The 23,875-nt window shown below is 41.9% G+C and carries 21 protein-coding genes and 1 other RNA gene; 9 read left to right on the top strand and 13 right to left on the bottom strand.

Features of this window, described 5'->3' with window-relative positions; genetic code table 11:
• Positions 1 to 5: 5 nt before the first annotated feature.
• From HMPREF0623_RS01960 to HMPREF0623_RS01940, 6 genes are all read right to left on the bottom strand, one after another.
• A complete protein-coding gene (locus HMPREF0623_RS01960) occupies positions 6 to 389 on the bottom strand; it encodes an EbsA family protein (protein WP_002831624.1) in 384 nt (127 codons plus the stop codon).
• Complete coding sequence (locus HMPREF0623_RS01955; protein ID WP_004165843.1) at positions 389 to 1,495, bottom strand: NAD(P)/FAD-dependent oxidoreductase; 1,107 nt, start codon at positions 1,493 to 1,495, stop codon at positions 389 to 391. Before HMPREF0623_RS01955 ends, HMPREF0623_RS01960 begins: the two co-directional genes overlap by 1 nt.
• Before the next feature lie 9 nt (positions 1,496 to 1,504).
• Entirely contained in the window at positions 1,505 to 2,635 is a 1,131-nt protein-coding gene (locus HMPREF0623_RS01950) for a THUMP domain-containing class I SAM-dependent RNA methyltransferase (protein WP_004165842.1), read from the bottom strand.
• A gap of 89 nt (positions 2,636 to 2,724) precedes the next feature.
• Positions 2,725 to 3,100: RNase P RNA component class B (gene rnpB / locus HMPREF0623_RS09340), an RNA gene on the bottom strand.
• An 18-nt stretch (positions 3,101 to 3,118) separates the two neighbouring features.
• Positions 3,119 to 3,460 carry a cell division regulator GpsB gene (gene gpsB / locus HMPREF0623_RS01945; protein WP_002831618.1) on the bottom strand — a complete coding sequence of 114 codons (342 nt, stop codon included), beginning with the start codon at positions 3,458 to 3,460 and terminating at the stop codon, positions 3,119 to 3,121.
• 75 nt (positions 3,461 to 3,535) lie between these two features.
• Positions 3,536 to 4,087 (bottom strand): SLOG family protein, encoded by a 552-nt coding sequence (locus HMPREF0623_RS01940; protein ID WP_002831616.1) that lies wholly within the window; start codon positions 4,085 to 4,087, stop codon positions 3,536 to 3,538.
• A 156-nt stretch (positions 4,088 to 4,243) separates the two neighbouring features.
• Here HMPREF0623_RS01940 and recU point away from each other — a divergent pair, with 156 nt between their 5' ends.
• On the top strand, positions 4,244 to 4,843 hold the full coding sequence (recU, locus tag HMPREF0623_RS01935) for a Holliday junction resolvase RecU (RefSeq protein ID WP_004165841.1): 600 nt from the start codon (positions 4,244 to 4,246) through the stop codon (positions 4,841 to 4,843).
• 33 nt (positions 4,844 to 4,876) lie between these two features.
• The gene (locus tag HMPREF0623_RS01930; RefSeq protein ID WP_004165840.1) at positions 4,877 to 7,198 is read left to right on the top strand and encodes a PBP1A family penicillin-binding protein; all 2,322 of its coding nucleotides are present in this window, start codon (positions 4,877 to 4,879) and stop codon (positions 7,196 to 7,198) included.
• Positions 7,199 to 7,606: 408 nt separating this feature from the next.
• Here HMPREF0623_RS01930 and HMPREF0623_RS01925 read toward each other — a convergent pair whose 3' ends face one another.
• The 4 genes from HMPREF0623_RS01925 to HMPREF0623_RS01910 form a co-directional block, all read right to left on the bottom strand.
• The gene (locus tag HMPREF0623_RS01925) at positions 7,607 to 8,281 is read right to left on the bottom strand and encodes a helix-turn-helix domain-containing protein (protein WP_004165838.1); all 675 of its coding nucleotides are present in this window, start codon (positions 8,279 to 8,281) and stop codon (positions 7,607 to 7,609) included.
• 136 nt (positions 8,282 to 8,417) lie between these two features.
• Positions 8,418 to 9,134: a DnaD domain-containing protein gene (locus HMPREF0623_RS01920; protein ID WP_004165144.1), complete on the bottom strand. Its 717-nt coding sequence runs from the start codon at positions 9,132 to 9,134 to the stop codon at positions 8,418 to 8,420.
• Between the two features lie 14 nt (positions 9,135 to 9,148).
• Entirely contained in the window at positions 9,149 to 9,640 is a 492-nt protein-coding gene (locus tag HMPREF0623_RS01915; RefSeq protein ID WP_002831604.1) for a cell wall elongation regulator TseB-like domain-containing protein, read from the bottom strand.
• 30 nt (positions 9,641 to 9,670) lie between these two features.
• Positions 9,671 to 12,454 (bottom strand): helicase C-terminal domain-containing protein, encoded by a 2,784-nt coding sequence (locus tag HMPREF0623_RS01910; RefSeq protein WP_002831602.1) that lies wholly within the window; start codon positions 12,452 to 12,454, stop codon positions 9,671 to 9,673.
• A gap of 118 nt (positions 12,455 to 12,572) precedes the next feature.
• On the opposite strand from HMPREF0623_RS01910, the gene mvk reads away from it, so the two are divergent.
• The 4 genes from mvk to fni are packed head-to-tail and all read left to right on the top strand — an operon-like array spanning position 12,573 to position 16,593.
• A complete protein-coding gene (gene mvk, locus HMPREF0623_RS01905) occupies positions 12,573 to 13,493 on the top strand; it encodes a mevalonate kinase (RefSeq protein ID WP_002831600.1) in 921 nt (306 codons plus the stop codon).
• A gap of 15 nt (positions 13,494 to 13,508) precedes the next feature.
• On the top strand, positions 13,509 to 14,504 hold the full coding sequence (gene mvaD / locus HMPREF0623_RS01900; RefSeq protein WP_002831597.1) for a diphosphomevalonate decarboxylase: 996 nt from the start codon (positions 13,509 to 13,511) through the stop codon (positions 14,502 to 14,504).
• Positions 14,505 to 14,518: 14 nt separating this feature from the next.
• Positions 14,519 to 15,601: a phosphomevalonate kinase gene (locus HMPREF0623_RS01895; RefSeq protein ID WP_002831596.1), complete on the top strand. Its 1,083-nt coding sequence runs from the start codon at positions 14,519 to 14,521 to the stop codon at positions 15,599 to 15,601.
• 8 nt (positions 15,602 to 15,609) lie between these two features.
• Complete coding sequence (gene fni / locus HMPREF0623_RS01890; protein ID WP_002831594.1) at positions 15,610 to 16,593, top strand: type 2 isopentenyl-diphosphate Delta-isomerase; 984 nt, start codon at positions 15,610 to 15,612, stop codon at positions 16,591 to 16,593.
• A 72-nt stretch (positions 16,594 to 16,665) separates the two neighbouring features.
• On the opposite strand, the gene HMPREF0623_RS01885 is transcribed toward fni, so the two are convergent.
• Positions 16,666 to 18,048: an RsmB/NOP family class I SAM-dependent RNA methyltransferase gene (locus tag HMPREF0623_RS01885; RefSeq protein WP_004165837.1), complete on the bottom strand. Its 1,383-nt coding sequence runs from the start codon at positions 18,046 to 18,048 to the stop codon at positions 16,666 to 16,668.
• Positions 18,049 to 18,212: 164 nt separating this feature from the next.
• Here HMPREF0623_RS01885 and HMPREF0623_RS01880 point away from each other — a divergent pair, with 164 nt between their 5' ends.
• Positions 18,213 to 19,025 (top strand): Cof-type HAD-IIB family hydrolase, encoded by an 813-nt coding sequence (locus HMPREF0623_RS01880; RefSeq protein WP_004165836.1) that lies wholly within the window; start codon positions 18,213 to 18,215, stop codon positions 19,023 to 19,025.
• A gap of 79 nt (positions 19,026 to 19,104) precedes the next feature.
• On the opposite strand, the gene HMPREF0623_RS01875 is transcribed toward HMPREF0623_RS01880, so the two are convergent.
• Positions 19,105 to 19,293 (bottom strand): 2-hydroxymuconate tautomerase, encoded by a 189-nt coding sequence (locus tag HMPREF0623_RS01875; RefSeq protein WP_002831590.1) that lies wholly within the window; start codon positions 19,291 to 19,293, stop codon positions 19,105 to 19,107.
• Between the two features lie 184 nt (positions 19,294 to 19,477).
• Here HMPREF0623_RS01875 and HMPREF0623_RS01870 point away from each other — a divergent pair, with 184 nt between their 5' ends.
• A complete protein-coding gene (locus HMPREF0623_RS01870) occupies positions 19,478 to 20,908 on the top strand; it encodes a C69 family dipeptidase (protein WP_004165834.1) in 1,431 nt (476 codons plus the stop codon).
• Positions 20,909 to 20,966: 58 nt separating this feature from the next.
• On the opposite strand, the gene lepA is transcribed toward HMPREF0623_RS01870, so the two are convergent.
• Positions 20,967 to 22,805: a translation elongation factor 4 gene (gene lepA, locus HMPREF0623_RS01865; RefSeq protein WP_002831587.1), complete on the bottom strand. Its 1,839-nt coding sequence runs from the start codon at positions 22,803 to 22,805 to the stop codon at positions 20,967 to 20,969.
• A gap of 178 nt (positions 22,806 to 22,983) precedes the next feature.
• Between lepA and HMPREF0623_RS01860 the strand changes: the two genes are divergently transcribed.
• The gene (locus tag HMPREF0623_RS01860; RefSeq protein WP_004165832.1) at positions 22,984 to 23,673 is read left to right on the top strand and encodes a hypothetical protein; all 690 of its coding nucleotides are present in this window, start codon (positions 22,984 to 22,986) and stop codon (positions 23,671 to 23,673) included.
• The last annotated feature ends 202 nt before the right edge of the window (positions 23,674 to 23,875 follow it).

Here is a 23,875-nt window from a genome sequence, read left to right as displayed (position 1 = left end):
ATGATCTACTCCTTTGTAAGAATTTCATAAAGGCGATTTACCGAGCGACGCCTCATCAATAGTTTATATCTTTTATGATCATATTGGAAACCTATCGAGATTTTTCCGCGAGTAACGTCTTCGATATTAGCGATGCTTAGTACGGTAAAATTGCTTTTAAACACCCGATTGATAATAACTTCCGAGCCAATTACTTCGACCCTTCGGCTTACCGTTTGAATACTAATTACCATTACAAACAGTGCAAAGAAAACTGCCGTAATCCAATTAAACGTGGTAACTTCCAGCCAAAAAATGACCCCAACGATTAAAATCAAGAATGTCCAACACCATGAAATGATGTTGTTTAAAAAATCAGGTTGATAATAAAAACTCTCTACTTTTTTCATTAGATTCCTCCTAATTTAACGTAATCACCGACTGGCTTAGTCAAAGAGGTAACGTCGCGCTGAGGATCCGCAACTAAGTCTACTAGTAACTTCCCAATGATTGGTCCCGTGGTTAATCCAGAAGATCCTAGACCGGATGCAACCATAATTTCTGGAAATTCAGGTAAATAACCAAAAAATGGGGCGAAATCTGCTGTATATGCTCGGGTACCTACGCGAACACTTTTAACCATTGCTTGAGTAAGCCCGGGGATTACTCGTTGACCGCTCGCTAATAAGTCCTCCACAATTTGGGAGCTAACTTGTAAATCAAAACCTTGATCATTTTCGTGCGTAGCCCCAATCAGCAAGGTTCCTTGATTAGTGGGGATAAAATCCCGTTCACCTTCTGGCATTAGAACGGGTGCCTTGTCAGCCATCCGTGCGTGCTCAGGTAGCGTAACTTCAATTAACTGCCCTTTTTGTGGCCGAATCAAGGCTTCCACCCCAAGTGGTGCCAAAGTTTGTTTTAACCATGCCCCACAAGCCAAAATAACCAAATCAAAATGTTCGCCATTAACGAGCACGTGCGAACCTTCTCGTTTCAATTGGGCAACGTCATGGCGAAACTCAAATTTACCTTGATTACGCTTTTGTAAAAAATTAATGAACTGGCGCCCATCAATTCGAGCGCCGCCCTTTACGTAAAGTCCGTCATTTTTGGTTTGGATAAAATTAAATTCCTTTTGAATTGTCTGATGGTCGACAATTTCAAATTCTCCCATTTGAGGCGCTTGTTTAATCCGCGTCTGGGCTAGTTGGTACAACTCACTTAACTTATCAGCTTGGTCTCTAGTATAAATGACGCCGCTCTGATAATAAACGTCAGCTGGCATTTCGTATTTTTGGGCGAGCTGATTTAAATATTCGGCACCTAATCGAGCCAAGTGATACCATTTTTGATTCCTTCGTTTTGATAACCAGGGAGCTATAATTCCAGCAGAAGCGGTAGTTGCCGTTCCTTTAATGCCATCAAATTGAACAATTTGGTTTTCCGGGAAACGCTCTAGCATTTCGCTAACAAACGTAGCTCCTACAATCCCGTTACCAATTACCGCAATTTTCACCAGTAAGACCTACCTTTCACGTTTACCCCAAAATTGAAAATAATCCGTTCGTAACGCTCCGTTATATAATTTGCGTTTTTTAGTGGCTGATTGCCCGTAGTATTTTTCAAAATCGAGGTCGCTAGTGATGAAATATTTACTCCAAGTGACTAGTGGCCTAGTTACCGTGCCTAATTGACGATAAATTTCGCGGGCTGCTTTTTGGTCGCTTAACCGTTGGCCATATGGTGGATTTCCAATCATTACCCCATTTTTTTGCTCCGTTTTAAAGTCCTTAACGGCTTGTTGTTTAAAATTAATGATTCCGGCTAATCCAGCTTCTTCAGCATTTTTATTTGCTATCTCAACCATTTTACCGTCAATATCATAACCGGTAATGTCGAGTTCGACATCGTAATCAGCTTTTTCGTCTGCTTCGGCCCGGATCCGTTCCACTAATTCCTTGTCAGCCATTTCCCAGCTTTCACAAGCAAAGCTACGGTTAAAGCCAGGGGCGATATTTTGTCCAATCAGGGCTGCTTCAATTGGAATCGTTCCTGACCCGCAAAATGGGTCTACTAGTGGTTTATCAGCGTGCCAATTAGTTAGCATTACTAATGCCGCGGCCATGGTTTCTTTAAGAGGGGCTGATCCTTTATACAAACGATACCCCCGCTTAAACAAACTATCTCCGGTAGTATCCAGCGTAATTAATACGTGATCTTTATCAATGCTGACTTCTAAACCATACTTAGCCCCAGTTTCCGGTAGTTGATTGCGCCAGTGGTAAACCTCGCGAAGTTTTTCAACAATTGCCTTTTTGGTAATCGCCTGGACGTCCGGCACACTATGTAATTGGGATTTTTTAGACTTACCATTTACTGGAAAAGCACCGTTAATCGGGATTAACTCGTCCCACGGTAATGCTTTAACCTGTTCAAAAAGCTCGTCAAAAGTGACTGCTTTAAACTCTCCCACAATAATTTTGATTCGGTCAGCAGTCCGCAACCATAAATTAGTGCGAATAACGTCTTCAAAAGTTCCTTCAAACCTTACTCGCCCATTTTCTGTTTGGACATCATAACCTAAATCCTTTAATTCGTTTTTAGTCAAACTTTCTAAACCACTTGCCATGGTTGCTAATAATTTGTAATTTTTCATAATAACTTCCCTATTAGAATTGTTTATTAGTAAAATAAAAGGCTAGGATAAAAGTAAACTTTCACCCTAGCCTCCCTGAATTTGTAAACCTCTATAAGCCATGTTTTGTCCAAAATAAATTCTCAGGAAAAATTTAAATTTGGGTAATCATCTATCTGCAGATTTTAAATCTGCCCCCACATCTTAGTTCATTTCCACGATGTGAAGCTCCCCTACCATAGTTTGGGTTTCCCGCTCGAGGGGTTTACCGCGTTCCAACTTATTAATTTCTTAATAAGATCGTCTCTGTGGCACTTTTCAAAGCTACTAGAGCATGGCCGAAGCTTTAGCTCGTTGGCTTGCCGTCATCTGAAATCAGATGCCCCAGCTTATTTTTTCACCGGGCACGAACACTACAAGCATCGCAGCTTGTGCGAGCATGGACTTTCCTCAGCTAACCGATGTTAGCCGCAATTACCCGAGATTTACAAAATGATATTTAATTTAGATTCGATGCGAATCGTTGCCGTTATCTTCAAGTTGAGCACCAAATACGCGACGTTCAAGATTGGATAAACGTTTCAAGACATCCACATTAGTTGCTCCACTAACGGGTGCTGATTCTTCAACGGTTGCACCAGCGGAAACTTGCTTACCTAATTCGTCAACCTTATCTGATAACCGTTCATTTTCGTCTTTAAGCCGTTCGATTTCTTTCCCAAAGTTTTCGTAATCTTTAATTACGGAATCTAAGAAAGTATCGACATCTGCTGGGTCATAACCCCGCATCTTCGGTTTGAATTCTTTTTGCAAAATATCCTTTGGAGTAAAATTAATGTTGTCCATCGCTGCACCTCGTTGATTACTATTGATCAAATAACTGTATTCTATTGTATCAAAACTTCTTGGAAATTCAAAGAATTATTCCTGGTTTTCTGCGTATGCATTAGCTTCATCTTCTAAATCATAAAAATCGATGGTGGTAAGGTCGTACGCATTTTGGTTTTGATATCTTTGAATTGCCGTTAAGTCATATTTGGTTTTTCCTTCCCGCTCACTATCATATAACAAAAGTGCTTCGTCGGTATGTTCTAACATAAAACTTTGATAATTTTTTAATTGTTGTGGATTTTTGTATGGCAAATCACTTACCTGACCGTAAAAATCTACCTTTGCTTTAAGAGCGGCCAATTGCTCTTGTTTTTCTGACTTCCATTGCTGACCAAAATCCGCGAATGGTGCCATCATTGCTGTTTGTAGCTCGGGATAGTCTTTTTTTAGTTCATTTGCTACCATCAATCCCCATTGTTCAGTTCCTAATTGCGGTCCTGCAATCACCCAAGTCGTTCCCGTTTCAATTTTTTCAATCAACCGATTTTTTAGGGCAAACTTAATCACTTTTAATTTGGGATCACTATCCGAAAAAATCCCTAATTCATAACTACGGTAACCTGTTAACCAAAGCCGACTCATTTTATCGCTCCCATTTCATACCATCTGTAAATGAAGTTTACTACATTATAGGTACGCAGAAAAACTAAATTGTTTTGTGGTTCCCCTATTTTTAAGTCTTTTGTAATCTTAAAGAGCTTATTAGCATAGTATAATAAGCTATCAGGAGGATGAGCCGTGAAATTTAACTACCCAACTGGATCAACACTTAATAACCACCCTAGTGTTGATCGTCCACAGAAACAGAGCGTGCCGATTTACGGAAAACGGGGAATGTCTTTAGAAGAAGAGCTTAACGAAAGTAATCGTTACTACTTATCTCGTGGAATTGCCGTAGTGCATAAAAAGCCAACCCCAATTCAAATTGTAAAGGTTGACTACCCTAAACGTAGTGCAGCACGAATTAAAGAAGCATATTTTAGTAAAGCTTCCACTACTGACTATAACGGCGTATACAAGGGTAAATACATTGATTTTGATGCAAAGGAAACTACGAGTACGACTTCTTTTCCATTAAGTAACTTTCACGAACATCAAATTACCCATATGGAGCAATGCCAAAAAGTTGGTGGAGTTTGCTTTACCATAGTAAAATTTGTAAAATTGGATAAGATATTTTTACTACCGGCAACAGACTTATTCAAATTTTGGAAAAATATCAAAAATGGTGGTCGAAAATCGATTCCGCTTTCTGTATTTGAACAAAATGGTTATGAAATTAACTACCAGATTAACCCGTTAATTCCATATCTTGAGGCAGTAGATCAAATTATATAGTGAATCGATTTTTAAAGAGCAAGGAGATTAGATATGAATAGTAGAAATGATAATCATGAACAGCCCCTGCGGCGAACGCAACATTCGCAAATGCAACGTTCTCATACTAATAAGAGAGGTCCTTCTTCATGGATTAAAAAGCTCTTATTAGCGGCGGTTGGCTTTTTAGTTGCGTTAATTGTTTTTGGCGGCGGTTTATTTATGTATTACGCCCAAAGCGCGCCCAAGATTACGGAAGCGCAATTATCTAGCGACAATGCCACCGTTATTTACGATAAAGACGGTAAGGTGTTAACCCGTCTAGGGTCGCAGAACCGGGAATATGTTAAAAAAGAAGAGATCCCGAAGACTTTAAAACACGCGATTGTTTCCATTGAAGACCGGCGCTTCTATAAAAATAATGGGATCGACCCCGTACGAATCGTTGGGGCCGCATTAGCCAACTTTACCGGCTCTTCCCTGGGACTACAAGGGGCTAGTACCCTTACCCAACAATTAGTAAAACTATCCGTTTTCTCAACGGATGCTTCCGACCGTACCTTAAAGGTTAAAGCTCAGGAAGCTTGGTTAGCTTTGCAAGTTGACAAAAAGTACAGCAAGGATCAAATTTTAGAATTCTACATTAACAAGGTATACATGGGAAACGGCGTATATGGCATGGAAACTGCCGCTAAATACTACTTTGGTAAATCGCTGGACAAGCTTGATTTAGCTCAGTTAGCGTTGTTGGCCGGAATGCCACAGTCCCCTACTAACTATGATCCAATTAGCAACCCTAAATATGCTAAGTCACGTCGAGATACCGTTCTAGAAGCGATGGTTAAGAATAAGGAAATCTCTCGACAACAAGCAGATCAAGCAGAAAACGAAAGTATTCAATCTGGATTAACTGATACACACGAAACTACTTCAGAATCTACCAAGAAAAACAAGATTATTGACCCGTACGTTAAAGAAGTATTAACCGACCTTAAAGATAAGGGATTTGATACTACCAAGGGCGGTTTGAAAGTTTATACCAACATGGATTACGCTGCTCAAAAGAAATTGTATGAACTAGCAAACGATGATCAAACCGTTAACTTTAATGACGACGAAATTCAAGTCGGCGCCACCATGGTTGATAACAAAACTGGTAAAATTGTCGCAATGCTAGGTGGTCGGAAAACCGGCGACGTCACCTATGGGTTAAACCGTGCGGTACAAACTGACCGTAGTTCCGGCTCCACTGCTAAACCTTTGATGGATTACGGTCCCGCCTTTGAATACTTAAAGTGGCCAACTTATCGAAAAGTTAAGGATATTCCGTTTACTTATCCGGGAACAAACACTAAGCTGTACGATTTTGACCACCAGTTTAAGGGAACGATGACCGTTCGGGATGCGTTGATCCAATCACGGAACGTTCCGGCTATTCGCACTTTACAAGATGTGGGCATTTCTAAGGCAAGCGACTTTATGGAAGGCTTAGGAATTACCAGTAAAGATGGGTACACCCTTAGCAACGGGATCGGTTTATATATTTCTACTTTGCAAGAAGCGGCCGCATACGCAGCATTTGCAAACGGAGGAATTTACCACAAACCAACCTATATTCATAAAGTAGTTACTAATGATGGTAAGATTTACAAATACAAGTCTAAAGGTAGCCGAGCGATGTCTAAAGCAACCGCCTTCCTGATGACTTCAATTTTAAAGGGTGTTACCACAGATAGTAATGGTTCTGGACGTGCAGCTAACCTTCCAGGAATTAACATGGCAAGTAAAACTGGTACCGTAGCGTACTCTAAGAAAGCTACTGAAGCATATGATATTCCAAGTAACGCTTCTAGTGATTCCTGGATGACGGGTTATACAAAAGACTACTCACTTTCTGTTTGGACCGGATTTGATCATCCTAACTCCACCACTGGTTATTTAACCCAAGAACAAACTAACTTGGCACAGTACCTGTGGAAATACATGATTTATTACATGGCTCAGTATTCATCTAACGCGGACTGGAGTATGCCATCTTCAGTTGGTAAGAAAGGTGAAAATGAATACTATCAAATTGGGGCAGATTATGATGATACCGGTAAGAGCGATGATTATGCAAAAAATAATAAACGCTCCTACTCATCAATCTTTAGAAGTTCTTCAAGCTCCAGCAGTTCGAGCAAGTCATCTTCTTCGGATGAGGATAAAGATGACGATCACGACGAACAAAGTCAAAAAGATGACGACTCTTCAAGTTCTGAGTCATCATCTTCCAGTAGTTCAGTTAGCTCTAGCGAACCATCTAGCAGTGAAACACCAAGTTCTTCTGCTACCTCGCCTTCTACCGAGAGCGCCTCGGTTAGTTCCAGTAACTAACGAACGTTAAATAATAAAAGAGGGTGTGACAAAAGGCTCTAAATAAAAAACGATTCATGAAGTTAAGCTTCATGAATCGTTTTTATTTTGGCGTTTTGGCTTCAATAGAGCCAAAACGTGTACCAAAAGTCAGTTTGTTCCGCTTAACAAAAAATTGGCCATGATGCCAAATTCAGGCATCATGTACTAGGCCCTGTCAAGTTGACAGATGAAATAATATAAAATTAGGCGGCTTACTAAACGGCTTCATTCCAGTATTCATCTGGAGTGAGGCCGTTTCTTTGCGTTTTAGAAATTTATAATAAGCCTGTCGGCTTAAACCTGCATTCCTCAAAAGAAGCGATACTGCTCCAAAGTGATATTGACTGATTTCTTTAATTGCTTGATAAATCAACCGATGTTGCTTTTTCACCCCCTGCGCTGAAGTTCCATGTATTTTTTTACGAATTCTTCAAGTATTTTTTTCTCAGCTAATTGTGCCTTGAGTTGCCGATTTTCGCGCTTTAATTTATCTGTTTCGGTTAATTCTGTAGTTGGTTTACGATGCCCACGATTATCTGCGAGGCTTTCATAACCACCAGTTTGAGCTTTGATAACCCATGAGCGAACTTGTTGGTATGATACCTTAAAGTGCTCAGCTGCTTCGGCATACGAATGTTTACCTTTGGTAATCCACTCGACAATTTCTATTCGCTCTTCAAAAGTTGTCTTACGACTCATAACGGGGACCTTCTTCCTAAACGGCGTAGCCGTTAAAGTTTTATCCTCATTATACTTGTTAATCCAGTCAATTAGTTGCTTACATGAACGTAATCCAAATTTACTCATTAATTCACTAAGGGTACCTTCACCATTCAAATATGCCATAACCGCTGTGTACTTAAAGTCAGTGGAATATTTATTGTTTTTTTTAACTTCCATCAGACCTTTAATACCAAAGGTTTCGTAGCGTATTAACCAATCCTTAAAAGTGCTTCTTCGAAGACCATGATATTTAGCAAATGCTCTTTGACTAATATTCGATTGGTTAAATTCATTTATAAAATTTAATTTTTCTAATGCTGTGTACTTAGATCTAGACATTCAAAAATCCCTCCATGATTATCAGATGAATTATGTTATTTCATCTGACAACCATAAAGGGATTATCACATCATGGTCAATTTTTAGTTAATGCTCGCAAACTACCCGACTTTTGTCCCACTCTCTTTTTATACATTTATTTATTATCTTGGTTATCGGTAAGTTTAATTAGCGGAATATATACATTTGAGGCTTTATTTTTGGTGGCCTTGGAACTATTTTCCGCTTCACCATGCGGGCGCTGCTTGAGACTACTTTCTACCTGAGCCGCCGTGGTGAGGTTTCGTTGTTGCCAATTCAATAAAATCCGATCCATATATTTCAAGTTATACGCTTGATTTAAAACCGCTTCTTTTAAAGCTAACCGGATTAATTCCGGCGAAAAGTGATCCGTATCGACCCATTGGGCAATCGTCTCAATCTCAATCGGTGACAATGCTCGCCCAAATTCTACTTGAATCTGGTCATAAATGCTATTGGTTTTCTCTTGCGTTTGAGTTGCTACCTCTTGAGTCGCCTTTCCATCTAAGAGGGCAATTAACTTTTGGTAAAACAAACTAAAATCATAAAAATCAGTTAGCTGACCCTGTCCATCCCGTCTTTGCTTAATTTCCAACATCTTTTTGTCTTGTAAAGATTGGATGGTTGCAAATAGGGTTTGACTGTCAATGCCTAAACTCGTGGCAAGTTTATCCATCGGCGGGAACCCATTTCCCCGCGATTGTTCTTTCTTAATTTGTAAATATAGTAAAAATTCGTTGTTAGTCATCCCCAACTTTGCATAATTATCTAACAAAAAATTAGGAATGCTAGTGTTTCCGTCCTGTAATAACTTCAACAATACGTCTTGCATATTTGCTCCTTAACTTAGTACGTGGATACGTGCTTGATTTCTTGTCCAGTTTTAAAGTCAATTAGTTTAATGACTAAATGGTCCTTCTGGTTAATGTACGAAATCATCCACACCGGACGTTTTTTAACAATCCCAAATCGGCTGGACGTAATTTCTTTTAACGCAGAATCTTGCTCAACAGTTTTAATTGCGGCCTGTTCCGACACTCCAGCTGATTGAGGGTATACCGTGATTTTCTTTCCATGATCAGCAATTACCACAAAGATGTTAGTGCCGTCTTTTTTTGCACCAGAAACTGTGTACTCGGTTTGGTTATAAACAAATCGCGTTACCCGATCAACTTTGGTCAAGTCAGTATTGTCTAGCGCAATCGTTTTTGCTACGCGGGTATCCCCCCGAATGGGTTGGTTAATCTCATTAAAAATAATCACAGCTGAACCAATAATTGTTGCAAGTACAATAAAAGTTATCAGCAAAAATGGATGTTTAAGTCTACCTTTTTTCATAATCTTCCTCAACTAACATAAACAACGGGACTACTTAAAAAAGTCAGCGACCCTTGTTTTAATCTCATCAATTTTGCCATAGTGGGCTTCTACTCCGTTAGGCAGCTGATGGATAAATTGCTTGCCGTAACGACGTTTCATAATCCGATTATCTAACATCACGACTGCTCCGGTATCATCGCTATTGCGAATTACTCGTCCTAGGCCCTGCTTGAAAGTTAATAACGCGTCTGGCAACGTAAATTGCCGGAACGGATTTCGTGCCCGCTTAGCGGCTAGTTGAACTAGCTTATCACCTGGCGAACGAAATGGAAGCCGGGTCACAATTAGGTACTCTAAACGGTCACCAGGAAAGTCAATTCCCTCCCAAAATGACGCCGCACCTAACAGGATTGCGTTATCCTCATCGTTAAACTCTCGGATAATCTTAGCACGAGAACCATGCACGCCCTGAGCCAAGATTTTACGGGAGCGCTCAGGATGTTCCTGCATCATCCTAGTATATACCTTCTCAATGGTATCTAACGAATTAAAAAGTACTAAAGTTTGCCGGTTAACGTCTTCCGTTAATTCCACGATTGCGTTGGCCAAAAAGCGCTCGTAAGCTTTCGGCGAGGTGTCCGGATCCAGCGTAAAACTAGAATCTAAAACTTCAAAGTCAAGTTGTTTTGCAAAGTTTACCCCCGTGTTAAAGGAACGAATAATTGCATTTTCCTTGGTTAAGGCGTACTTGTCTAAGAAATAATCTCGATGATTACCAACAAATAGTGTACCACCGATTAACAAAATTTGAGCAAATGCTGGCACGATTTCTTTTTGGTAAAATTCTCCAGGATTAACTACTCCCCGGCCAATTCGGATACTACCAGCATCGTGATTAGGGCCTAGCGTAATCCAGTAGTAACTTTGCGCGGAATCATTTTTCAAGTCGCGAATCGCGTCGTAAAACTTAGTTAGGTTACCTTGAAACGCCCCGATTTGTCGCCAGGCTTCGTTGGTTACCGAACCTAAGTCATGTTGTTTGAAATACCGGTCCAGTGTGTCAAATTCAATAAAGGTGTTAGCAAGTTCTTGGGTGAGCGCATTAAACTCGTTTTGATTTAGCTGCTGAATAGTAGCTTCGTCGATTGCAATTTCAGCTGGTTGATTTTCAACCAGTTCCACTTTTTGCCGTTGAACAAAATGTTCATACAAATTCCCTTGAATTTGGGAAATTAGCCGGTTGATTTTTTCTAGGCTATTAACGAACCGGCGAATATGAAAACCAGCCAACGGATGCTTCATTACCGAACGCATTAGGTTATCATGGTGGTTCATTAATAATCGGCTAACTAACCGATGCGCTTCCATCATCAATTCATTTAAGTCTAAATATTGTTGATTTAAATTAGCTAATTCCTGTGCAAAATGCTGAGCTTCGTCAATCACTAAGTATGGCGCCCGCTCCTGCACGTTAAACTTTGCACTGTGATGTGCCAAGTAAGCATGGTTAGTAATAATGAAATCAGCAAACTTTAACTTGGTTTTAGCGCGCCGATAAAAATCATAACTGTAAAACGGCGATTGTGCAGATAATACGGTTGCCCCCGCATGGCGAAATTGATCAATACTATTGCCAAAACCAACGTGGTAATTAATTTCATCGAAATCACCAGTCTCTGTGGTGGTAAGCCAAACTAAAATTTTCATTGCTAACAACCGGCTATCCTTACTTAGTTCCGTTGGAGTGGCAATTTTTTTGGCAAACAAATCTAAATTCAAATAATTGCTGCTACCCTTTAATACCGCAAATTGCCGGGGGTATCTCAAAAGCGGATTTAGCTGCTCCTTACCTACCTTAAGAACTTGGTTCTGTAAAACGGTAGTGGGAACGCTAATCACCACTTTACGCGCGCGCTGCCGCCCCACATAACTAAGGGGAAGCAAGTACCCTAACGTTTTGCCCATCCCCGTAGGAGCTTCAACAACGATGTTTCTTTCTTCGTTTTCTTGACTAAACTGTTGGTAAACATAGTTCATTAAGGTTGCTTGACTCTTACGCCACTTTAACGTCTTGTTGTACAATTTTATTTTGCTTCGCTTAGTCTGTGGATAGGCTTCTTTTTTTACGTTAACCTCTTCACCCGTATTTAAGGGAGCGGGTCGTTTAATTGCCAATCCGTCAACCACTAATAAGTCATCCGGCAACTTATTGGGATGCCGTTTGCTTTTTTGCAACGCCGCTTCTAAAATCGTTGCGGTTTGTAAAGGTAGTTGGTCACCTAATTTAACTAACTGCTCTAAGGTAACGATTGGCAATTCGCTTAACGCAGCTTTAATTTTCAAGAATAAATGTGCGGTTGCCACGGCATCGCTATCTGCCGAGTGCGGGTCGTCGTGTTCGATGTGTAAATAATTAGTTAAATCCCGTAACCGATAACCACGGGTACGCGAAAAAAGAACCTGGCTTAACGTAACGGTATCAATCGCTTTTAAGTCTAATTCTGGGTACCCGCTACGCACCAATTCTCGATTTAAGAACGGAAAATCAAAATTGACGTTGTGCGCTACGAACACCGTGCCCGCTAATTTTTGATAGATTTTATCCGCCACATCTGCAAACTTAGGGGCCTGGCGAACTTGTTGATCCGTGATCCCCGTTAATCGTGAAATTCGCTTAGGAATCGTCATCTGCGGGTTAATTTTTGTTTGATAAGTTTCAGTAATTTGGTCGCCTTCAATAAAAGCACAGCCAATTTGAATAATTCGACTTTCTTCAACCGATCCCGTACCGGTTGTTTCTAAATCTACAACAGCATACCTTGTTTTTTTCATTACTAAATCTCCAACCTTAGTCTCTAATTACTAATTTTACCAAATGTTTACCTTCTCTACATCGAAAAATCCTCTGATTTAGAGTATCATTTACTTTAGGCCAAAAAGGAGGAGCATCGTGAAAGAGGTAATTAAAACTAGTAACGCAAAAATTATTTTAATGGGTGAACACAGTGTGGTGTATAATCAGCCCGCGATTGCCCTTCCCATCCGTAACGTAAAAACAACCGTAAAAATACAATCCATCCCTGGCGACATTCAAATACGGAGTCGCTATTTTAATGGCTTCTTAAATGATATTCATAGTAATTTGTTGGGAATCAAGCAGCTGATTAACCAAACTTTAACTACGTTAGGAAAGCCACATTATGGATTGTTATTAGATATTGACAGCCAAATTCCAGCTGAACGGGGGATGGGTTCTTCGGCTTCCACTGCCGTAGCAATTGTACGCGCCATGTACGCCTTTTTTGACCGTCCCTTAACTAAAAACAAGCTATTAAAAACGGTTAATATTTCCGAAAAGATTATCCATGGTAACCCTAGCGGCCTTGATTCGGCAACCGCCAGCGCAGACCGACCAATTTGGTTTAAACGAGATGGGACCATTAAAGCTTTGCCAATTAATTTTAACGGCTACTTAGTGATCAGTGATTCCGGAATTAAAGGAAAGACTGGCGAAGCCGTTAACATTGTTAAAAACAAGCTACGTATCGATAATGATAGTAGACTTTTGATTGAAAAATTGGGAGAATTAACTAGTCAAACTGCAACTGCCCTAAAGGATGATGATTCTTTAGCTTTAGGTGACATTATGAATAACGCGCAAGCTTGTCTCCGTCAGCTAGGAGTTAGCCATCCGGCAGTCGAAAAATTAATCCAAGCGGCTAACCAATCCGGTGCTTTAGGCAGTAAATTAACCGGTGGCGGGCTAGGTGGCTGTGTAATTTCCTTAGTTTCCGATGCCCAAGCGGCAGAAAACGTTAGCGCTCAATTACGCAAAGCTGGAGCAACTGCCACTTGGATTGAAAAATTATAGGAGTAGATTTTAGTTTTGAAGACAACCGACAAGAAGCGTGGCTTTGCCCGCGCACATACCAACATTGCGCTAATTAAGTATTGGGGAAAAGTTGATTCTGAATTAATCATCCCCGCTAATGATAGCGTATCGTTGACCTTAGACGAGTTTTATACGGATACCGTCGTTAACTTCTCTGAAGATTACAAGGTCAATGAGTTCTGGTTAAATGGCAATTTAATGCCTTATAAACATATGGCCCGAATTAATCGCGTAATTGACGCCGTAAAAGAAGAGTATGATTACCCTGGATTTGCAAAAATTCGGTCTTTTAATCATGTCCCGACTTCAGCCGGGCTCGCTTCGTCCGCTTCTGGAATGGCCGCTTTGGCTGGAGCCGCTGCGGATGCTTTAGGCGATGAACATGACCTAACTAACATTTCCCGAATTGCTCGGTTGGGCTCTGGTTCTGCTTCGCGTTCAGTCTTCGGCGGAATTGTGCATTGGCACCGTGGCAGCGATCATGAATCTTCCTTTGTCGAACAAGTGGTCAATGAAAAAGATATTGATTTAAACATGGTTACTGTCGTAGTCAATAGTCATCAAAAGAGTATTAAAAGCACTAACGGGATGCAACGAACGGTAGAAACTTCTCCCTTTTATCCCACGTGGGTATCCGAATCTAACCGCATGGTCCCCGAAATGCTTGCTGCAGTCAAGAAAAATGACTTTACCAAAATTGGGGAGCTAGCGGAGCATAGTGCAATGATGATGCACGCAACCACCCTTGCGGCCATTCCGGCATTTACCTACTTCCAGCCGGATACCTTAAAAGTCATCCGGCTCGTTACCCAGCTTCGAAAGGAACACGGCATCGAATGTTATTACACCATTGATGCGGGCCCGAATGTGAAGGTTCTATGCCAAAACAAAGACATTTTAGCGATTCGAAATTTTTTAAAGAATTACTTTGAAGAACGCCAATTAGTCATTGCCCGTCCAGGCAGTGGAATTAAATTCTCAAAAAACTGAAAGGGATTTTTAAATTGATAACACAAAAAGCTCCGGGAAAATTATACGTTGCTGGTGAATACGCAATTGTCGAACCAGGTAACAGTGCGGTATTAGTTGCGGTGAACCAATTTATTACTGCTAGTATTGAACCTAGCGAGTTAACTTTTGGAAACATCATCTCTAAGCAATATCATGACAACGTGGTCTCCTGGCGTCGTAAAGGCGGCCAATTGGTAGTTGACAATCGTGATAATCCTTACCACTATATTCTAGCGGCAATCTCCATCACCGAAGAATTAGCGGTTTTAATGCACCGTCAGCTAAGAACTTACAATCTCTACATCAATAGTGACTTGGATAGCAGCGATGGTAAAAAGTATGGTTTAGGTAGTTCAGCAGCCGTCACCGTCGCTACCATCAAGGCGTTGGCCAAATTTTACCAAATCCCCCTAACCAAAAAGTTACTTTTTAAGCTAGCTTCAATTGCCCATTTAGACGTTCAGGGAAATGGTTCGCTAGGCGACATCGCCGCAAGTGTTTATGGCGGATGGATTGCATACCGCTCCTTCAACCGCGAATGGTTAAATAGTATGCGGCGCACTAAAGATTTAGGAACGATTCTACGGACGCCTTGGCCCGAGTTAAAGATTGAATTATTAACTCCTCCCGCCGATTTAAAACTACTAATTGGTTGGACTGGCTCACCAGCTTCCACTTCGGATCTGGTTGACCAAGTTGCCACCACCAGTTACCAAGAAACCGACAGTTACCACGAGTTCTTGGCAAACAGTGCAGAATGCTTGCGCAAAATGATCGAAGGATTTAAAAACGGTGACAGCCAATTAATTAAGCAACAAATTACCGCCAACCGGCTTCTCTTACAACAATTAAGTTTATTAAGCGGCGTTTCCATTGAAACCCCTGCGCTAACTAGTTTATGCGACATTGCTGAACAATTCGGCGGAGCTGCAAAATCTTCTGGGGCTGGTGGCGGAGATTGTGGAATTGTAATCACCGAAGAAAATGATAATACTGAAAAAATTATTAACGAATGGCAAAAAGAAGATATTCAACCATTAGATTTGGATGTCCATGATATCGATGAATTGAGTTAGGAGTACTTATGAAAAATATTCAATCCCACCGTAAAGATGAACACGTCTCACTCGCTGAAAAATTTTACCAGCCCGTCGCATATGCAGGTTTTACGGAAATTAAGTTGCGCCCCAACGCTTTACCAGAAATGGGGATTGATGACGTTAGCCTCCAAACTAAATTAGCAGGACTTCCTATAGAAGTCCCCTTCTTTATCCAAGCCATGACTGGTGGCAGCCCAACGACCGCGAAACTTAACCGTCGATTAGCTACCATTGCTCGTGAAACTGGTTTGGCAATGGCGGTGGGCTCTCAATCAGTGGCCCTAAAGTATCCGGAATTAGCCGATACCTTCCAAGTAGTTCGAAATGAAAATCCCCACGGACTGATCTTAGCTAACTTAGGCGCGGACGCTAGCGTTGCGGCAGCCAAAAAAGCGGTCGCCATGCTTGACGCAGACGTTTTGCAATTACATATTAACGTTGCGCAAGAACTGGTTATGCCAGAAGGCGACCGCAGTTTTAACTATTTAGAACAAATTAAAGCCATTCAAGCAGCTGTGAGCGTCCCCGTAGTTGTTAAAGCAGTCGGTGCGGGGATGACCCGAGCGGACGCTCTGCGACTACAATCCGTCGGGGTCCGGTACATTGATGTTGGTGGTAAGGGCGGTACTAACTTCGTCCAAATTGAAAACGCGCGGCGTTCCGAAAAGGATTTCGCCTTTTTAACTGATTTGGGGCTCACCACTGTCGAATCGCTCAAAGAAGTTAACGGATTAGGACTATCGGTCACCGCAACTGGTGGTATCCGTACCCCTGCTGACGTAATTAAAAGTATTGCGTTAGGAGCGGACAACGTGGGCGTTGCCGGCTACTTCCTCCATCAGCTATTACATCACAACGACCAAGAAATCATCGACCTAATTGAGCGTTGGAAGTACCAACTCCGCTGCCTAATGGTATTGCTCGGGGTTACTAAGTTAGCCGACTTGTCGGAGCGGCAATTACGATAAGATAAATAAAAGTTGGATGACGGTAACGAGCGTATTACGCTTCCACCGCCGATCCAGCTTTTTATTTTATTTTTACTTAAGCGCAAAATTTATCCGTAACCCCTTTGGATAAAAGTTCTTAACTTTACCTTGGACTAACTTTCCCGGCCCGACAATGATATCGTCAACCGCTAAAGCAACCCATCCCTTGCCCGCAGCTTCCGTAGCAATTTCTTCGCCATGCACGTACTTTTGCCACTGCTCTGGCGTGATCTCTACTACTTGTTGGATATCCGCTTTTCGTAAGGCCATCAGTAGGCCTAAACTAGGTTCAAATCGTCTCTTCTTAAATTCCCCCAGTTCAAGTCCTGGTTTAACAATTCGTAAGCCACTCAAATCCACGGGAACGGTTTGATAATATAGCCGTTGATTGTGCACAATTAAATGATCCTTTGCAAAGGATTGGGGATTTACGAGGAACTGGTTTGCAAAATCTTGCCATAATCGTTGTTGTTCCCGGTCTAACGAAATATCACTTGCCCGACCCTTCTTTTTACGTTTGCCTTTTGGCTGAGGTGTCGCAGCTTCCGCGTGATTACTTAACTTGGCAATAAAATGGCCTTCTCCCTTAAAATGATGGGGAAACAACCGGATTGCCTTAGCTAATTCAGGATTGCCGTTGGCCCACTCAGGACGCCCTGCATCCATATTTTCCGTTCGCGCAACGGGTTCCATCTTCAAGTCTGGATAGTTTTCCAATAGCCAAGCAATGATTTGTTCATCTTCTTCAGGTGCAAACGTGCACGTCGAATAAACCAGATTACCATTCGGAGCAAGCAATTGCATGGCACTTTTCAGGATTTCACGTTGTCGCCGCGCACATTCTTCTGGGTATTCCAAAGACCAGTATTCGACCGCTTCAGGGTCCTTTCGAAACATGCCTTCTCCAGAACACGGCGCATCTACTACGATTAAATCAAAATATCCGTTAAATTTTTTTACCAGCCGATCCGGTGACTCGTTTAAAATTACGGCATTTTGAATTCCGAAACGTTCCACGTTTTCAGTTAGGACCTTAGCCCGTCCCCGATTAATTTCATTAGTAACCAAAAGTCCTTCCTGAGCCATAAAACTAGCTAAATAAGTAGTTTTACCGCCAGGGGCCGCACAAAGATCCAAAACTTTTTGGCCTGGTTGCGGGTGGGCAATTTCGCCAACCAGCATCGCACTAGGTTCTTGGCTGTAAACTAACCCGCTTTGGTGGTCAATTGTTTTACCGTTGACCTTACCATAATATCCCCAGTCAGAATATGAAATTGGCTGGTCGATTGAATGGTCATGTAATTTTGCCGCACCCTTCAACGGATTAACTCGGAAGCCCTTTTCAACTGCCTGGTCAAAACTCGCTAAAAAAGGTTGTGCCTCTTCGCCCAGTAATTTTTGATATTTTTCTTTGAAACCGTCAGGAAGTCGCATATTCCACTCTCTTCTCAATTTAATTTACTAAATAAACTCGCAATCCATTATAACTAATTTTACTAAAGTCGACCACCGGACGGTAAGAATTGGTAAGGTACCTTTCATTTTATAAGCACTTGGCTTAAAATAGGCTAATAATACTTTTAAAAAGGAGCGATCAAATGCAACAAAAATTAATCACTCTGGATTTAGACGGAACCACTTTAAATAATCATAGTCAGCTTTCACCCTTAACCATTAAAACTTTGCAAAAGGCTACCCGGGCTGGACATTTAGTTTCAATTGTCACGGGACGACCATACCGGATGGCTCGCGACATTTACGACCAGTTACAATTAACCACTCCCATGGCCAATTTTAACGGTGCCTTAACCCACATTCCTCATCAAAAATGGGATGGCGAGTATTCAATGACCATCAATAAGGCCGTAGTTTATGATTTAATGCGCCATAAGGATGATTACGGCATTAAGTTACTGGCGGTTGAAAATAAGCATTCGTTCTTTGCTGATCATGCCGCGCCGGCTACCTTCGATTTCTTCCCGCATGAGATTTCAGACGACCAAGTTTTAACCGAAAAAAGCCTGCGGGGAAACCCGACTTCCATTACCATCCTAGTCGAACCTAACAGTGCCCAGTTTGTTAAAAATCAGTTACTGTATCGCTATCGCGATTATATTAACGTTGGGGTCTGGGGCGGTCCGCACAGCGTCTTAGAAATCGTCTCTAAGGGGATTCAAAAAGCTAAAGCGGTCGATTACTTAGCAAGATACTACCACATTGACCGGCAAAACATCATTGCCTTTGGTGACGAGCATAATGATGCTGAAATGCTTGACTACGTGGGTCGCGGAGTGGCGATGCGTAATGCAACCGCCAAAATCAAATCGATTGCTAACGACATTACCGAATTTGATAATGAGCATGACGGGGTTGCCAAGTACTTGTCCGAATATCTCGATCTAGCTAATTAATAAAAAAGCTTCTTCAATCAGAAACAACCATCCAGCAGGTGCCGGTCCGTTTCTTTGAAGAAGCTTTTTATTAATCAACCTATTTTTCGTCGCTCTTTAAAACCCCCGCTACTGAATAACGGTTCTTTTGCATTTCGTTCAAAACAACGTGCACGTGTTCGGCAGGTGCGCCAGTATTTTTTACTACCGCCGCGGTAACGTCCTTGACCAATCCGCGTAGTTGATCTTCACTACGTCCTTCGATTAAATCAATATGAATTAACGGCATTTTAAATCCCTCCTTTAATAAAATTGCCACAACTATAATCTCATGAATTGCTTTAAAAAACAAAGTGTTTTTAACAATTATAAAATCAATTTATCTTACGTTTTGCTGGCCTGCTTTTTAGAAACAATGCCCTCATCGCTATCGGTTTCTTATGATACACTAAAGGAAATAACGAAAGAAGGTTTTGACAATTACTCAAAAATATTCAGCTTGTACAAGTTTCTTAGCGGGTAAATTGGCAACTGCCGACGGTTCAACGATGATTGCGCGTAACGAAGACGCTAAATCAGCTTTGCCAAAGCATTTTGTGGTACATCCCCACCACGTTTCCACCGCGGATGAACGCACGTTTAAATCAAACGACAATGGCTTTACTACAAAACTACCGGAAGTCCGGGGTAAATATACCGCCACTCCAGAATGGACTGCCGAATTTGGGCTCTTTGAAGAAGATGGAATCAACGAATACGGCGTGGCGATGAGTGCTACCGAAAGTGCCTACACTAACGAACGCGTCTTAGGTTTTGATCCGCTTGTCAAAGATGGGCTGGGAGAAGAAGCTATGGTAACGGTCACCCTTCCTTACGTGCACAGCGCACGTGAAGGAGTTCAATACCTAGCTAAACTTATTGAAGAAAATGGCACTAACGAGACTAACGGAATTTTGTTTGCCGATGCGGATGAGGTTTGGTACATGGAAACCGCTGGCGGCCATCAGTGGGTTGCGCAACGTATTCCTGACGATTGCTACGCAGTAGTGGCCAACCAGTTGTCGATTCAAGAAATTGATTTTGATGACCCGGACCACTTCATGTTTAAGGCCGACATTCGTGAGTTCGTTGCCCAGCACCACCTTAACCCCAACCCAGCAAGTTTCAACTTCCGTGAAATCTTTGGGGTGAACGATTTATCAGATGAGTATTACAACACTCCGCGGGTTTGGGAAGGTCAACGAATTTTAAATCCGGAAATTAAACAAAGTCCTACTAGTCATGACCTTCCGTTTATACGACGGGCTAGTCGCTTAATTCAAGTTGAGGACGTCCAACAAATCTTAAGTTCTCATTATGAAGGGACCCCATATAACCCGGTCGGCACAGGTACGGAAACTGAAAAGCATCAATTCCGGCCAATTAGTCTGCCGGCAACTCAAGAATCACACATTTTACAAATTAAGCCAGACCTCCCAATTGAAATCGGCGGGATTCACTGGCTGGCCATGGGCGTAGCTGCGCAAAGCGTTTATGTCCCATTCTTTGCTGGGATGAGCAGCACTCCGGAAATGTACCACCATGGCGAAAAAATTTACTCTGCAGATTCCGCGTACTGGGTCTTCAAATTGGCAAGCGTCCTTACTGATGCGCATTACCAACAGTTTATTAAAGCACTTAACGACACCCGAAGTAAGGTTAACGTAGCTATGAAAAATAAGCTACACGAATACGAAACGCAGGCTACCCAAATCGATCGTCAGGAATTAACACCGTTGCTTAACCAAGCTGGTACGGAGATTAGCGATATTGCGATTAAAGCTTACCAAGCGTTGACCGCGGAGTTAATTACCAAGTCAACTGACTTATCCCCGCTTTACTTCGCCCATAATCCCGAACTATAAAAAAACAGCGAAAGCTAGTAAGCTAGTTTTCGCTGTTTTATTTTGTCTTAAATTAGGCTTATTTCCCTTTACTTTCCGTATCGGTCTTCAAAACAGTCATGAAGGCTTCTTGTGGCACTTCAACCTTTCCGACCGATTTCATCCGCTTTTTACCCCGTTTTTGTTTCTCTAAAAGCTTAGCACGCCGGTCTGGGTCCCCAGTATGAATGCGAGCCGTAACGTCCTTACGATAAGCACGAATGTTAGTCCGCGCAATAATTTTATTTCCAATCGCTGCCTGGACCGGAATTTCAAAGTTCCGTCGGGGAATGATTTCCTTAAGGCTAGCCGTAATTTCGTTACCCCGTTGTTGAGCGAAATCTCGGTGAGCGATAAAACTTAAAGCATCAACCCGATCGCCATTGAGTAAAATGTCAATTTTAACTAGGTTGCTGACTTTATATTCGCCGAGTTCATAATCTAATGAAGCGTAACCGTGTGTACTTGACTTCAATTTATCGAAGAAGTCAAAAATAATTTCGGATAATGGTAGTTCATACTTAACGTCCACCCGATTCTCGTCAATGTAATCCATCGTATTAAAGATTCCCCGCCGATACTGGGCCAATTCCATCACGGCCCCCACATAATCGTTAGGCACCATGATATCCGCGTTAACGTACGGTTCCTTGATATTCTTGATGTTCGACGCATCCGGCATCTCCGAAGGGTTTTCAACCGAAATTTCGCTACCATCGGTTAATTCCACCCGGTAAGTAACCGACGGTGCCGTAGTAATCAAATCTAAATTAAATTCACGTTCAAGACGCTCCTGAATTACGTCCATATGCAACAATCCAAGAAAGCCGCACCGGAACCCGAAGCCTAATGCCTGAGAAGATTCTGGTTCAAATTCTAAGGCAGCATCGTTAAGCTGGAGCTTTTCTAGGGCCTCCCGCAAATCGTTATACTTAGCGTTATCAGTAGGATAAAGTCCCGAATAAACCATGGGATTCATTTCTCGGTAACCTTCTAACGGTTTTGCAGCCGGGTTATTTAATAACGTAACTGTATCACCAACCCGAGTGTCCTTAATATCCTTGATGCTGGCGGTGATGTAACCAACGTCACCAGCCATTAAATATTCCCGTTTAAGCGGGTTTGGGGAATTAACTCCCACTTCGTTAACTTCGTAGGTTGCCCCGCTGTTCATTAACTTGATTGTGTCGCCGGGCTTAACCATCCCTTCAAACAAACGGACGCTTAATACCACCCCGCGGTAATCATCATATTTGGAATCAAAAATTAGCGCTTGAAGCGGTGCGTCCAAATCCCCATCTGGTGCCGGGACCTTTTCGACAATTTGTTCGAGTAATTCTTCAATTCCGATTCCTTGCTTAGCACTCGCCATCACTGCATCACTGGCGTCTAACCCAATTACGTTTTCAATTTCATCTTGAACTCGCTTAGGATCTGCAGCTGGCAAATCAATTTTATTAATTACCGGAACGATTTCCAAATCATCATCGATTGCTAAATAGACGTTGGCTAACGTTTGTGCTTCCACGCCCTGGGCAGCATCAACTACTAGGACCGCGCCTTCACAAGCGGCCAGACTCCGAGAAACTTCGTATGAAAAATCTACGTGTCCCGGAGTGTCAATCAAATGGAAGATGTACTTTTCGCCATCTTTAGCGGTGTAATGCAATTCTACCGCATTCAGCTTAATGGTGATTCCCCGTTCCCGCTCTAAATCCATGGTATCAAGCAGCTGATTTTGCATATCTCTTTTTGCGACCGTATCGGTTAATTCGAGAATCCGGTCCGCTAAAGTTGATTTACCGTGGTCAATATGCGCAACAATTGAGAAATTCCGGATGTGCGCTTGCCGGTCTTTTAAATCTTTATATTCGTTCATAGATAGTTTCCTTTTCATAAGTAATCACTAAGCTAAATTATAGCAGACCTCCCGCAAAAATTTAAATGCTCCAGCCAACTAATTCCCGAAGGTTTCGCATTTTCAGAAATATGCTAAAATTAAATAAGTAATTTTAAGGCAGTATGTCAATAATCTCAATGAAAGGCTTGTAGATTCAATGGCTGAAAATGAACAAAAGGTAACGCAAACACAATCAAGCAGTAAAGAAACTACTAGTAGTCCCGCTGCTTCAAGTCACGCTACCCAAAATAATAATAATCACAATTCCAATCAAAACCATCAATCAAGTTCGCAACCGCGTCAGTCCCAACCAAGCAGTTCGGCGCCCGCACAAAGTCACGCAAGCAGTCGACCAGCATCATCGGCGCCTTCTTCGTCTGCTAAATCGAGTTCGCGTCCCGCGGAACGTCAATCCCAAACCAACCACAACGGAAATTGGCGGTGGCAATCACACGAATACAACTTTGGCAATCAAAACCAGGCCCCCTCGTCATCGACCGTAGATGACGAGTCCACGGATGAATCCAGTAAAGAATCGTCGGAAAAGTCGAAGTCTGCTAAACACTCGTCTTCTTCTAAGGCACATAAAGCTAAGAAAAGTAAAATCATTACCACGGTCGAATCGGATACTTCGCATAGCTCAGGGATTGAGTACAACGAACATCACGGCGGCCTTTGGACGGCATTAATTTTACTAATTATTATTGTAGGCGGGTACCTATTTTGGCGTAAAAAACACCCGCGGACAGCCACGGCGCCCTCCGAACATCGCGGAAAACGGCGTTTCCGACCTAATTTGAATTTTTTCGTAAAACCAGTCGGTCGCCACGGAAAACGACGCCGATAAACGAACTATAAAGGCTAGCTATAAGTTAATCAACTTAGCTAGCCTTTTTATCAGCTAACTCGATAACTTTCCCCGGGAACTATCCGACGTGCTTAAACACAGTTTTAAATACGAATCACACTTTGAAATCAAATAAAAAACGGGAGCCCGTAGAGTAATCTACTTGCTTCCGTTTTTAATTTATCGTGTTCTTAAGATCTTT

This window comes from Pediococcus acidilactici DSM 20284 (assembly GCF_000146325.1).
Taxonomy (GTDB): domain Bacteria; phylum Bacillota; class Bacilli; order Lactobacillales; family Lactobacillaceae; genus Pediococcus; species Pediococcus acidilactici.
The sequence above is the reverse complement of the archived record's forward strand: the minus strand, read 5'-3'. Positions and strand labels throughout refer to the sequence as shown.